The organism is Acidobacteriota bacterium, assembly GCA_022340665.1.
Classification (GTDB): domain Bacteria; phylum Acidobacteriota; class Thermoanaerobaculia; order Thermoanaerobaculales; family Sulfomarinibacteraceae; genus Sulfomarinibacter.
Genome location: JAJDNM010000132.1, coordinates 16,057 through 28,369 on the forward strand (window position 1 = coordinate 16,057; position 12,313 = coordinate 28,369).

The window sequence follows — 12,313 nt, forward strand, 5'->3', positions numbered from 1 at the left end:
ATGAACGCAATTCGCATCCTGGTTGTCGATGATGCCGTGGTGGCGCGCCGGATCATCTCCGACATCCTCGTCGCCGAGGACGATTTCGAGGTGGTTGGAACCGCACCGAATGGAAGACTCGCGCTGGAAAAGATCGCCAGGCTCAAGCCGGACATCGTCACCCTCGATATCGACATGCCGGAGCTCGACGGCATGGAAACCCTCTCCGCGATCCGATCCGATCACCCTGAGGTTCGGGTCATCATGGTCTCCAGCCACACCCGACGAGGCGCCGCCATAACCGTCGATGCTCTTTTTGCAGGAGCAGCCGACTACGTCACCAAGGCCCAGGGCGCCAACACCTACGAGGAGGCGCGGACCGTCCTCCGCGAACAGCTGGCACCCAAGATTCGAGCCATCGTTTCGCGAACCGGTTCGGCCTCCAGGAAGGTCTCCGCGGCACACGCCTCCTTCGCGCCGCCAACCGACGCCGAACCTATCGAGGTCGTGGTCATCGGTTCATCGACGGGTGGCCCGAACGCGCTGACGACGATTCTCAAGGCGATTCCGGCCGATTTCCCGGTACCGGTTCTCATCGTCCAGCACCTGCCCGAGAACTTCACCACCTTCCTTGCCAAACGCCTCGACGCCGCGTGTGCCTTGCCGGTTCGTGAGGCGAGCAAAGGGGCGTCGGTCGAGGCCGGCACGGTGTGGATCGCACCCGGAAACCTCCACCTCGAAACGCAATCCACCGACCGAGGCATCAGGCTCTCCACCAACGACGGTCCCCTGGTGAACTCCTGCAGACCCGCAGCCGATATTCTGTTTCAAGCCGCAGCAGAGTGTTACGGCCCTTCCGTCCTCGCCGTGGTCCTGACCGGCATGGGACAGGACGGCCTCGACGGATGCCGTGCGATCTCCGCCGCGGGCGGACGGGTCATTGTCCAGGACCGCGACAGCAGTGTCGTCTGGGGCATGCCCGGACAGGTAGCCGGTGCCGGACTGGCGGAGTCCGTACTCCCAGTGACCGACATCGGAGCAGAGATTGTGCGCCGGGTGAAAGACTCGCGACGATGAGCGGCCAGCACGTCGACCCTCCGCAGTCGATCAATCGGCTCGATTTCGACTTCATCCGCACCCTGGTTCACGAGGAATCCTCGATCATGCTCGACGAAGGCAAGATGTATCTCGTCGTCTCGCGACTCGCCCCGGTGGCCCGCGAACAGGGATTCCCGTCGGTCGAGGCATTGATCTCGCACCTGCAGTCATCTCCGAGAGGAGAGATTCATGACCTCGCGGTCGAGGCCATCGCGACAACCGAAACCTCTTTCTTCCGTGACCTCTATCCCTTCATCGAGCTCCGTGACACGGTCTTGCCGGAGCTCATCAGAGCCCGACGGAGCACATCTCGGAGTCTCAGCATCTGGTCGGCAGCGTGCTCGAGTGGTCAGGAGCCTCACAGCATCGGGATGATCCTGAGGGATCGTTTCACCACTATCAACGGCTGGAACCTGCAGCTTCTGGCGAGCGACATTTCCCGGCGTATGGTCGATCGTGCGCAGGAGGGCATTTACTCGCAGATCGAGGTCAACCGCGGCCTTCCCGCATCGTACCTGGTCCGATTCTTCAGTCAGAAGGACGACCAGTGGCACCTCGACCGTGGAGTCAGCGGGATGTTTCGTTACTTTCGTCAGAACCTCGCTGCCGATTGGCCGGCGCTCCCGCCGGTCGATATCATGCTGCTGCGAAACGTCCTCATCTATTTCGACGTCAATACTCGCCGCAAGGTGCTCAGGCGCGTTCGACGCCTGCTCCGTCCTGACGGCTACCTGGTGCTCGGAACAGCCGAGACGACGCTCAATCTCGATGATTCGTTCGTCCGCGTGCGGTCGGGACGTGCCGTGTTCTATCAGGTTGCGGAAAACAACGGGAAGTGAGTTGAGAGTAAAAAGTTAAGAGTTGAGAGTTGTAACCCGCCCGGCCGGTTCGGAAGCAAGACACCCGGAAGACGAATAAAATCCTGTGTTTCCGGAATCTCCGCTGGCCTTCACGGCCGCAACCCAGGTGAACTGCACCCACGCATTCCGGAAAGGCAGTGATCCGTTGGCTTTTTCCTGGTCAGTCTTCCGAATGTGACAGCCTGAGTGGCCCGAAACCGCCACCGTCGGCGGCCGCTGGAGTGAAGGGCTTCCGGCTCCGCCTACGGCTACGCCGTGACAAGTCTTCGCGAGGGCCGCGAGGCGGTGCGAGATGGCGACCGCTTGCGGGCGCCAGATTGCGGCGTATCGCGGGCCGCAGCAGAAGCCCGAGAACGACAGCGGACAAGCGAGGCCTGAAGGAATGACGGGGACCCGCTTGCGTCATTCCTTCGGGCCGAGAACGGAGGCGCCGTAGGCGCCCCGCCGACCTCGGGCACTCACCGGCGGAAGCGCGCCACCAGGTCCGGAATCGGCGCGAGGAGAAATGGACTGATGGACGCGCGATATTCACAGATCCCTCCACTCGCTTCGCTCGGTCGGGATGACAGTGGGGGGTTGAGGCTTCGCTCGGTCGGGATGAAAGGGTGTGCGGCCTGCCCGCGCGCCGCAGGCGCGCAGCGGACGAGGGCCGACGGATCGACGAAAGCTCGCTTTCGGGGAGCCGGAGACCCGAGGATGCGTGGCTGCGATCGGAGATCGCAACGGGCGGGCCGTCGCTATCCTGCCTTCCTCGAGGTGCGATGAGTCGCTGAGGTTTCGTTCGTGTCTTCGTCCGTCGCACCGCCCGCCGGCGCCAGATGTTGCGGCTGAATCTCCCACGGCAGCTCCGCAAAGACCGATCCGGCCGGACGCAGGAGGACCCTGCCGTCCCTGCTCGGAGAATAGTCCCAGCACGTGACGTCGAGAGCATCCGCGAGGGTCGCCAGGACGTCAGGTTTCTTGCGACTCATCGGTCACCTCGTGAATCATCCGAACCGGTAATTTCGCTCAGCAGCTTGTGATCCTCGGAACCCGGAGTAGCGATCAGAAGCTTGGTGAGTCGATCGTCGGTCGCCACAATGAAGAGGCATGTATCGCCAGGCTCGCGGCTGCAGTGCACTTCGCGCGCTGCGAGCTGGCGACCGGCCAGATAGGACAGGATTGCGGCGTGGAATCCAGCGAGGATCGCGCATGCACCACCCGCTGCGGCCGAGAAAATCCCCGGGAACGGGCTCGAATGATGCCGGATCAGGACGAGTCCGTTTTCTCGATACCCGAGATCGGCTTCGAAGCTCCCGAGGCCAAAAATGCCGATCGAGGACGACAGGAGCTCGAGAGCCATCTGGGACTCGAGCTCGCGCAGGGTTTTGCCGTAGTCTCGTTGCACGACCTGCTCGAGCCGCATCGCGTGGCGCAATCCCCACTTCTTCCCGAAACGTTGCAGGAGCTCGTGATGACGATGCATCAGGCTGCGAGAGAAGAGTCCCTCGAAGGCCTGCAGGAAATCCTCGTTGGCAACCAGCAGCCGGTCCGACTTCTCGTCCCTCAAAGATCCAGTCAACGGATCCCTCTCGATGTCCGGCGACAGAGCACGACGCTGGTCTCTCAACCGATTGATGGCGACGATGCTGCCATCTCCCGACGCCTGCTTCACGATCGCCATGCGAAGGACATGTTCTTGATGACCGCAGCCGAGCACCTCTCGGCCCACGGCCACTCTCTCACCGTCGGGGCCTTCTCGTCCAAGGCGCTCCGTCAGCCTGTCAGCAAGAAGTGCGATATCGGCCGGCAAGACCTCACCCAGGGCTTTTCCGATCAGCAATCCGGGGTTGACGTTGCCGAGCCTCGGCCCATAGATCGAAAGGGTTTGGATAACGCCTTCACCGTCGAGCACCAGGCAGCCAACCGGAACCGGCAGGTCGATCATCTGGTCGGAGCCATGACCCTCTTCTTCGGATCCACCGTCTCGTTTCCCGAGTGAGAAGATCTCCGAGAAGCCGCAACTTTCAAGCTCGTCACTCCATGGGGCAAGCAAGCGGGCGATTCGGTCCGGATTGAATCTCCAGGCCAACGCACCGTCGAGACGATCGAAGATCGCCTCGATCCACAACGAAACTCCCTGCACGAGATCGTCGGCAGAGATTTCGCCGGTTTCGGTGCCCGCCACAGTCACCGCACCCTCTTCATGGATCGAAAAGATGTCGAGGATCGGGAGTTCCTCTGCGATTTCCGATTGAAGCTCAGCGAATCGTTGCTGGACCAGACGCGGATCGAGGTGGTTGACGGCATACGAGCCAACCACATTGAGGACTATCAAAGCGAGATTCAGCACCGGATTTTCTTCATCCGGCAGCTCCGGAGGAGGCATTCTCACAGCGCTCTCCTCATCGAGGCGCCGCATGGCTTCGAGGAGCAGTGTGGACGGTGGAATCTGGAACCGGTCTTCGACGTCAACTTCGCCAAAATCGGCCTCGAAGGTCCCGTCGGACCAGTGGGCTATCTCGTACACAGCCTCTTTGCCCTGATGCGAACCTTCGATTTCGGCCTCGACGACGAAACCGTCACGCATCCACACTGTTCCTTTCGAACCGTTGTGCTGGAAATAGATGGTTCCCGACCTGCGGCCCGTTTCAGCCGTCTGGAGAAGATCCGGAACCGACAGCTGTTCCAGCGATCCAAAGAGGAGCTGGTCGGAACGGTGCTTTTCGATGGCGAGCTTGGTCGTGAGCGCGACCTCTTCGCCGTCGTAAGGCGGGAAAACGACACTCAGGAGGCCCATCCTCAGCGCCCGGCGTCGGTCCTCTTTCTCTTCGTGGGCCACCACGACCAAGGGAATCTGCTCCATCAGCGGATTCGACTCGAACAGGGTGAAGAGAATCGAATCGCCCCCTGCGACATCTCCGAGAGGGGTCAAAATCGCGTCCGGCAGGGCGAACTGTCGTCTGGAGGTGATCGATTCGGCCTCGTCCACATTCGACATCGCGACCACTTCGTAGTCCGCCGCCTGAAGTCCGCCGCACAGCTTCGCCGCAATGGCGGATTCCGGGTGCACGACGTAGACGAGGTCCCCGCTCATCGGTGGTCCTGTGGACCCAAGGTGACGATTCGGCAGGACCTCATACAAATACCCTGATATCGGCTTCCGAATCGCCGGCCAGCAACGCCGCCCGGACGGATGCCCTCTCGCCACCCGGCAATGTGACGGTGTCCGAAGCGAAAGGTGGCTCGGGTCGAAGCTTGATGGCGTCGGATTCGAGCTCGGTACATACATGACCACCGACGATGTTGACGCACTCACAGACGGCGTCGATCGCCACCTCGCTGCCTTCCTCTACCGGGATACCGAGGAGCCCCCGTCCGATCAAGGTTTCGATCTCCGGCGGAAGGTCGAGGACGACATGGATCTCGTGGTCGCCCTTGAGCTTCTGGACATACCTGCGGTGCTCCTGTTCGAGCTCTCCGCCATCCTCGCTCAAGGACAGCAGCTTGACCGGCCCCTCGGTGAATCGCTTGAGGTGAAAGACTGCGAGCTCGACGACCGTCTTGACGATTGCCGGATGGGAGCAGGCGCGGAAGTCCGCCTCCAGCCTTTTCTCCGCGGCTCTCTGAACCTCATGAAATGCGGAAAGATGCTCTTCCAGATGGTCAGCACTCAGGTGCCCGCTCTCGATCAAGGCCACGCCGATCATTACCCGATCGGCGCGTTGTTTCTCGAGAAGCTGGTCGATCTTTTCACGATCGAGCCGACCGATTTCCTCGCACAGGTCTTCGAGCTCCGCATCAGTTGTCCGATATGCCGTGAGAACCGTTTCCGCCCGTCGCGGCTCGAGGCACCCATCACGAACTGCAAGCTCGACCAGCGACAGGTTCTTTTCTCTCTGGAGTTCGATCGTTTCGATCAGCGCCTCGCGGCTGATCGCGCCTTTGGAAAGCAGGTATTGACCAAAAAACATGGAAAACCGGTCCTTTCCTCAGGCGACCTGAGTCAGGTCACGCATGAATTCGACGAAATCGTCTCTGGTAAACGGTTTCTGCAGGAAGGACCGGGCTCCGGTAGTCAGACACTCGTGGACCGCGTCCTCGGTTCCGAGCGACGACACGATGACCACGAAAGCATCCGGATCGATGGCGAGAATCCGCTCGAGGGTCTCGACGCCCGACTGGCCCGGCATGATGAGATCGAGAAGCACGATATCCGGGCGTTCCTCGGCGAAGCGCTCGACCGCCGCACGCCCGTCGCGCTCCGAAGCTACGACCTCGAATTCAGAGTCCTCCAAATAGGCCGCGATAATCGTCAATATCGCGGCCGAATCGTCGACTGTCATGACCCGCCATTTGGTCATTCACGCTCTCCCCAGCCATCTTCGTTCGTCGTCGCATCAACCGATCTCGCCTCTTCCAACCAATTCAGCTTCTCGGCCAGCACGTTTCGCTCGATTGCCAAGCCGGCCTCGATCATCAAGAGTTCGAGTCCGTGGATCGAGGTGATGGGATGCCCGCCCGGAAGATTGTCTCCATAGAAGATGGCCGATACCGCGCCGCTGACCGCGATCGGCATCACAACGACTTCGGTCGGAAAAATCCCCCCGAGTTGATCCACGAGGTAGTTATTCCACGGACATTTTTCGAGCTTGCCGTGGTAGGTGGACATGGTATTGACGACGCTCGAAAAGACTGATGGCTCGTTTCCGGGGATATGAATTTGCTGGACCCGCCGGTCCACCTTCGGTGCCTGGTCATCGTCGCGTCCGATCCCGAACTGTCCGATTCCCGAGATTCCATCCGGTGACACTCCGAACAATGCGCCCCGGTTCACGACCCTGGTGGCGTAACGAAGAATCAACAGCGCGATCTCTCCGACCGTCGCGGTGGGGCGGACCTGGATCTCCGCCATCAACCTGCGGAGCTCGGCGAGATCAGACGGCCAATCGGTGATCATGTCGGCCAGTTCGGTGCGGAGAACGCTGTGGCCGGGTTCGACCATATAGTTCAGCAGTTCGTGCACGGTGCGGGCGCCCTCGTCTTCGAACGGACTATCGTCATGGGCTCGCGGAACCGGCCGAACCGTTCCGTCACCGCCGACGGCATCCACCTTGGCCAAAAGATCGAGGACGAACGGGTCGACGTTGACGAACTCGGTCAGCTTCGCCTCGTCGTCGTCAAACACCCGGTCAGGATCCTGCTCACTATCTTCCACCGCTCTGAAGTTGAAGAATCCGGATTCCCAGCGCAAGAAATCGCGAGCGATTTCGAGGAGCTGATCGCGAAGCACTTCCTGCAAAGTGTCGTGGGAGATCGCACCCATGCCGACCAGAATCGCGCCCAGCTTTTTCTGCTCATCTGACAGGCGCTGAGTCGCGACCGCCGCGTCCAGAGTTTCCTCGCTGATGAGCTTTCTCTCGACTAGGAACTTGCCGACCGAAGGCGAGGAGTACCCGTTGCTCGCATGGAAGACCTTGCCGTCTTTGAAGAGAAAAATGCCGATCGAGTCACCGCGGCTCAAGGTCAACTTTCCCGATTTCCGAAAAAGCGCGAGCAGCTGGAAGATTTCAGCTAGCCGAAGATCCTCGAGACGACCGACGAGAGCCATGACTCACTCCGATCTCGAGGTTCTTTTGCCGATGTCGATTCCGCCCTTGCCAATCAAGATCGACCCTCCAATTCCGAACCTGAGGGCCGGCTGGTATTGCTCCGAGACTCGTCCCCGCTCCCGCCCAACCACGAGTGAGCAGCCGCCCCCGCAGGGGAACACGCAATATCGATACCAGATTCGACCCCGGCGATCTCTCCTATCTCATCTTACTATCTATCTCGATATGAGACAGCCGTATCGGGGTGGGAATACCACTGGCGTTGAATTAGGAATGAGGAATGAGGAATGAGGAATGAGGAATTAGGAATTAGGAATGAGGAATTAGGAATGAGGAATTGGGAATGAGGAATGCCGACTATCCACCCATTTGCATTTCGAATTTCGAATTTCCCACCCACACCCCCAGGGTTACCGGGAGGGCGGGTGGAAATTCCTAATTCCTAACTCCTAATTCCCAATTTTCCGCACGGGTGCGCTACTGCTGTTCCGCCGCCACCAGTTCCATTGCGCGTTCTATGGGGAGGTGAACCGTGCCTTCCGCTTCGCTGACCCACCCGTAGCTGTTGAGAAGCTCGACCTGGTTGGCGTCCAGTTGCTGCAGCGCCTGGTAAGGCTGGGTGTAGACCTTTCGTTCGAGCTCTCCCTGCTCGGCGCGATAGAAGAACGCCTGCAACACGACGATGATGACGAAAAGAAGAATTGCGGAAACGATGCCGACCACGGCAGATGCGGCTACGTTGGGATCGTCATATCTCATCGACTTCTCCGGGACGGAGTTTTGAGTTCACAGTTTTGAGTTTTGAGTTGCCACCCACCCCTCCGACGAATCGTTCTTGGCTGGCGAGTTGAAACTCAAAACTCATAACTCAAAACTCTCAACTGCCTTATGCGCTCTCGAACGCCAGGGATTCTTCGAGGCGCGGATCCTTCTCGGCAACCACCGAGTGTCTCTTGAGGCGCAAGATGACTGCCGCCGACGTGATGCCGTGCAAACCGAGAAAGCACAGAACGTCGAGCACGCCGAAGCGGGCAACCCCCGGGCTGAACTCGGGTATCACCAGCCAGTAGATGTCGATCCAGCACATCACCGCTACGAAGACGCCGGTGAGGGCGAGCAACAAAGGCCGGCGCTTGATCATCCGTGAGACGAGCAAGATGAATGGAGCCAGGAAATGACCGAAAATCAGTATCAGGCTGACCGTCGTCCATTCACCGGTCTGCCGCTTGAGGAACCACTCGGTCTCCTCCGGAAGGTTGCCGTACCAGATCAACATGTACTGGGAAAAGGCGATGTAGGCCCAGAAGACCACGAAAGCGAAGAGCAACTTGCCGATATCGTGATAATGCTCGACGGTGATCGCGTTTCTGAGAACTCCCCGGGCCTGCATGGTGTACAAGACCCGCGGCATCACCGCCAGGAAGGCCAATACAGACGCGGCGAAGTAATACACGCCGAAGATCGTGCTGAACCAGTGCGGGTCGAGGGACATCAGAAGATCGAAGGACGCGAAATTGAGGCTGAGAGCGAAGAGAATCATGCCCGGAGCGCTGAATTTCTCCATCCTCAGCGTCAGGGCCGGATCACCGCTCGCATCCTGCGCGACCGACGTTCGATGGAGAAAGGTCGCGAGAAAACCCCAGATCAGGAAGTAGGCGACGAGCCTGATGGTGAAGAACGTCGGGTTGAGGAACCCGATCTTACCCTCGAGCAACGGATCGTGGGCCGCGGCAGCCGTGTCGGTCCAGGGGTAGAGGTGACCCATCCCGAGAACGATCGGTATGGCGAGGATGCCCATCAGCCAGACGTTGCCGGCTATCGCCTCCGCCACCCGGCGCACAACCACGCTCCAGCCGGCGCGCGTGCAATGCTGGAGAAGAACGAAGAAGAGCGCACCGAGAGAGATGCTCAGGATGAAGGCGAAGCTCACGAGATAGGTTTCGAGCAGGTAGTCCATCCCGCCCTCTTTGCCGTTCGCGAGCACATACGAGCCAACCAGGCCGAGCACGCCGATAACGAGGGAGATGATCAATGCCGGTTTCGCGATCCCGTCCAGGTGTCGTGTTTCGGTCGTGATGTCGAGTACGGTGTCCTGCATCGATCCCCCGCTATCGCAGTCGCGCCCGCAGATCGGGCGGGACGTCGTCGACGGTTGCATTCTGACTCCGCTGCAAGGCCCTCACGTAGGCAACGATCGCCCAGCGATCCTCAACCGGGATCTGCGGGCCGTAGGCCGGCATGTTGCGGATTCCGTTGGATATCGTGTTGAAGAGGTGGCCGGCCGGCCGACCTCGCACCAGATCGGTGTGGAAGGAGGACGGCGGCGTCCAGGTTCCTTCCAGAAGTTCGTCGGCCCGTTTGGCCACCATCCCGTCGCCGAAGCCCGCAAGGCCGTGGCACGGCGAGCAGTAGATGTCGTAGCGCTGCCGGCCACGGCGGACGAGCGCGAGATCGACCTTGATGGGGCTCACCTCGAGCCAGTCCCCACCATCCTTGCCGGTCGTCAGGGCCGGCGAATCGATCGTCGCACCGCGAGGCACGGTGCCGGCTACCGGTGGGCGCATGGCGCGGCGATCGGCAAACATCGGATTGCGCGCCTGCGGCTTGAACTTCGGTTGATTGTCCATGTCCGGAATGACGTGGATCCTCGGATCGGGCGAGGAGGTGACCCGGGCCCGCATGATCAACGCGAGCGGCACCCACGACAGGACCACCAGAATCACCACCGCGAACAGGAGCCAGCGTGGAAGGTTCATGGTAGGTCCTCGATTTCTTCCACCGCTCGTCCCGAGATCTCTTCTAACAGGCGGCGCGTCTCGACACGGTCGAACAGGGGGTCTTTCGCCTCGATGGAAATGAAGAATGTGTCGTCGGTCGCCCGCTTGAATGAGCGGTTTGTGAACAGGGGATGTGAGAGCTGAGGCAGTCCGTTGAGGGCGAGCATGCCGACGAGGGCGCTCAAAGCCGCGAACAGAATTGTCGTCTCGAATGCTATCGGAATGTTGGCCGGAAGGCTGAAGAGCGGCTTGCCACTGATCAAAAACGGGTAGTCGACGGCGTTGGTCCACCATTGGAGGAGGATTCCCGCCGCCGCCCCGGTGAGGCCCCCCAGAAACACGATGTACGGGAGGATCGTCTTCTTGACGCCCATCGCCGCGTCGAGGCGGTGGAGCACGAATGGGCTGTGGGTGTCCCAGCGGGTGTAGCCGGCATCACGCACGATCCGTGCGCCCCTCAGCAGCTCATCCACCTTGTCGAAGGCTACGAGATAGCCGTACAGTCCGTTCGACTCACCGCCTCCGGCATGTGTGGTCCGATCACTCATCACAGATCCACCTCTCGAACAGCGATATCGCCGTGGTAGTCGCCGTGGCCACGGTGTCCCGGATGGTCGAGGTGGGCCTGCGGCATCACGCCCTTGACCTCCGCCATGCCCACCATTGGCAGGAAACGAACGAAGAGCAGGAAGAGCGTGAGAAAGAGACCGAAACTGCCGATGAACGTCAGAACGTCGATCGCGGTCGGCCGATAGTAGCCCCAACTGGTCGGCACGTAGTCGCGGCTGAGAGAGCTCACCACGATGACGAATCGCTCGAACCACATGCCGACGTTGATCAAAATCGACGCCACCCAGAGAATGAGGGTGTTGTTGCGCAGCTTTCTCACCCAGAAGATCTGCGGCACCAGGACGTTGCAGGTGACCATTGTCCAGTAGGCCCAGGCGTACGGGCCGAAGGCCCGGTTGAGGAAGGTGAACGCTTCGTAGACGTTGCCCGAATACCACGCCATGAAGAACTCGGTCGAGTACGCGAATCCGACCATCATCCCGGTGGCGAGCATGATCTTGGCCATGTTCTCGAGGTGGCGGGCGGTGATGATCTCTTCGAGCCCGAAGAACTTCCGGGTCGGGACGATCAAGCTCACGACCATTGCGAAGCCCGAAAAGATGGCTCCGGCGACAAAGTAGGGCGGGAATATCGTTGTATGCCAGCCGGGCATGATCGAAACTGCGAAATCGAAGCTCACGACCGAGTGCACCGACAGTACGAGTGGTGTCGCCAGCGAAGCCAACAGCAGGTACGCGAACTCGAAGCGGTGCCAGTGACGGTTCGACGAGCGCCAACCGAGGCTGAGGACACCGTAGATGTAGAAGCGAAGCTTGGTGGTTGCGCGATCGCGAATCGTCGCCAGGTCGGGGATCATCCCCATGTACCAAAAGAGCAGCGACACCGTCGCGTAGGTGCCGACGGCAAAAACGTCCCACAGCAACGGCGAGCGGAAGTTCGGCCACATCGACATCTGGTTGGGAATCGGGAAGAGCCAGTATGCGACCCATATGCGGCCGACGTGAATTCCGGGAAAGATGCCTGCGCAGACGACGGCGAAGATCGTCATCGCCTCGGCGAACCGGTTGATGCTGGTGCGCCACTGCTGGCGCAGGAGAAAGAGGATAGCCGATATCAAGGTTCCAGCGTGGCCGATGCCGACCCAGAATACGAAGTTGACGATCGCATAGCCCCACCCCACCGGAATCTGGAGGCCCCAGACGCCGACGCCGGTGGTCACCAGATAACCGATACAGGCGAAGAGGACGAGGGTGAGGCTCGAAGCCGCTGCAAATGCCGCCCACCAGAATTTTGGAGGCTTCGGCTGCTCGATGATGCCACAGACCGTTTCGGTCACTGAGTGAAAATCGTTGTCACCGACCACCAGCCGCGCGCGAACGGTCGGATCATCACTGGTATTGTCGAGGTAGCTCACGGGATCGACCGCGGCGGCGCTCAT

General features: G+C 60.3%; 12 protein-coding genes. 2 read left to right on the top strand and 10 right to left on the bottom strand.

Annotated features, from left to right (window positions below; translation table 11 throughout):
• A complete protein-coding gene (locus LJE93_14595) occupies positions 1-1,056 on the top strand; it encodes a chemotaxis response regulator protein-glutamate methylesterase (GenBank protein MCG6950138.1) in 1,056 nt (351 codons plus the stop codon).
• Complete coding sequence (locus tag LJE93_14600) at positions 1,053-1,916, top strand: protein-glutamate O-methyltransferase CheR (GenBank protein MCG6950139.1); 864 nt, start codon at positions 1,053-1,055, stop codon at positions 1,914-1,916. The genes LJE93_14595 and LJE93_14600 overlap by 4 nt, the downstream gene beginning before the upstream one ends.
• 758 nt (positions 1,917-2,674) lie before the next feature.
• Here the strand turns inward: LJE93_14600 and LJE93_14605 are convergent.
• The 10 genes from LJE93_14605 to nrfD form a co-directional block, all read right to left on the bottom strand.
• A complete protein-coding gene (locus LJE93_14605; protein ID MCG6950140.1) occupies positions 2,675-2,908 on the bottom strand; it encodes a hypothetical protein in 234 nt (77 codons plus the stop codon).
• Positions 2,905-5,013 carry a DUF4388 domain-containing protein gene (locus tag LJE93_14610; protein MCG6950141.1) on the bottom strand — a complete coding sequence of 703 codons (2,109 nt, stop codon included), beginning with the start codon at positions 5,011-5,013 and terminating at the stop codon, positions 2,905-2,907. The genes LJE93_14605 and LJE93_14610 overlap by 4 nt, the downstream gene beginning before the upstream one ends.
• Before the next feature lie 40 nt (positions 5,014-5,053).
• Entirely contained in the window at positions 5,054-5,890 is an 837-nt protein-coding gene (locus tag LJE93_14615) for a chemotaxis protein CheC (protein ID MCG6950142.1), read from the bottom strand.
• Positions 5,891-5,908: 18 nt separating this feature from the next.
• Positions 5,909-6,280: a response regulator gene (locus LJE93_14620; GenBank protein ID MCG6950143.1), complete on the bottom strand. Its 372-nt coding sequence runs from the start codon at positions 6,278-6,280 to the stop codon at positions 5,909-5,911.
• Positions 6,277-7,527: a DUF4388 domain-containing protein gene (locus LJE93_14625; protein MCG6950144.1), complete on the bottom strand. Its 1,251-nt coding sequence runs from the start codon at positions 7,525-7,527 to the stop codon at positions 6,277-6,279. Before LJE93_14625 ends, LJE93_14620 begins: the two co-directional genes overlap by 4 nt.
• A 478-nt stretch (positions 7,528-8,005) precedes the next feature.
• Complete coding sequence (locus LJE93_14630) at positions 8,006-8,287, bottom strand: hypothetical protein (protein MCG6950145.1); 282 nt, start codon at positions 8,285-8,287, stop codon at positions 8,006-8,008.
• A gap of 127 nt (positions 8,288-8,414) precedes the next feature.
• Complete coding sequence (locus LJE93_14635; GenBank protein MCG6950146.1) at positions 8,415-9,626, bottom strand: quinol:cytochrome C oxidoreductase; 1,212 nt, start codon at positions 9,624-9,626, stop codon at positions 8,415-8,417.
• 10 nt (positions 9,627-9,636) lie between these two features.
• Complete coding sequence (locus tag LJE93_14640; GenBank protein ID MCG6950147.1) at positions 9,637-10,284, bottom strand: cytochrome c; 648 nt, start codon at positions 10,282-10,284, stop codon at positions 9,637-9,639.
• Positions 10,281-10,853, bottom strand: coding sequence for a DUF3341 domain-containing protein (locus LJE93_14645; GenBank protein ID MCG6950148.1), 573 nt, complete (start codon positions 10,851-10,853; stop codon positions 10,281-10,283). Before LJE93_14645 ends, LJE93_14640 begins: the two co-directional genes overlap by 4 nt.
• The gene (nrfD, locus tag LJE93_14650; protein ID MCG6950149.1) at positions 10,853-12,313 is read right to left on the bottom strand and encodes a polysulfide reductase NrfD; all 1,461 of its coding nucleotides are present in this window, start codon (positions 12,311-12,313) and stop codon (positions 10,853-10,855) included. The genes LJE93_14645 and nrfD overlap by 1 nt, the downstream gene beginning before the upstream one ends.

What these genes read in the sequence shown, in the direction of transcription:
- LJE93_14595 (MCG6950138.1), top strand. Translation starts at nt 1, where the DNA reads ATGAACGCAATTCGCATCCTGGTTGTCGATGATGCCGTGGTGGCGCGC.
- LJE93_14600 (MCG6950139.1), top strand. Translation starts at nt 1,053, where the DNA reads ATGAGCGGCCAGCACGTCGACCCTCCGCAGTCGATCAATCGGCTCGAT.
- LJE93_14605 (MCG6950140.1), bottom strand. Translation starts at nt 2,908, where the DNA reads ATGAGTCGCAAGAAACCTGACGTCCTGGCGACCCTCGCGGATGCTCTC.
- LJE93_14610 (MCG6950141.1), bottom strand. Translation starts at nt 5,013, where the DNA reads ATGAGCGGGGACCTCGTCTACGTCGTGCACCCGGAATCCGCCATTGCG.
- LJE93_14615 (MCG6950142.1), bottom strand. Translation starts at nt 5,890, where the DNA reads ATGTTTTTTGGTCAATACCTGCTTTCCAAAGGCGCGATCAGCCGCGAG.
- LJE93_14620 (MCG6950143.1), bottom strand. Translation starts at nt 6,280, where the DNA reads ATGACCAAATGGCGGGTCATGACAGTCGACGATTCGGCCGCGATATTG.
- LJE93_14625 (MCG6950144.1), bottom strand. Translation starts at nt 7,527, where the DNA reads ATGGCTCTCGTCGGTCGTCTCGAGGATCTTCGGCTAGCTGAAATCTTC.
- LJE93_14630 (MCG6950145.1), bottom strand. Translation starts at nt 8,287, where the DNA reads ATGAGATATGACGATCCCAACGTAGCCGCATCTGCCGTGGTCGGCATC.
- LJE93_14635 (MCG6950146.1), bottom strand. Translation starts at nt 9,626, where the DNA reads ATGCAGGACACCGTACTCGACATCACGACCGAAACACGACACCTGGAC.
- LJE93_14640 (MCG6950147.1), bottom strand. Translation starts at nt 10,284, where the DNA reads ATGAACCTTCCACGCTGGCTCCTGTTCGCGGTGGTGATTCTGGTGGTC.
- LJE93_14645 (MCG6950148.1), bottom strand. Translation starts at nt 10,853, where the DNA reads ATGAGTGATCGGACCACACATGCCGGAGGCGGTGAGTCGAACGGACTG.
- nrfD (MCG6950149.1), bottom strand. Translation starts at nt 12,313, where the DNA reads ATGAGCGCCGCCGCGGTCGATCCCGTGAGCTACCTCGACAATACCAGT.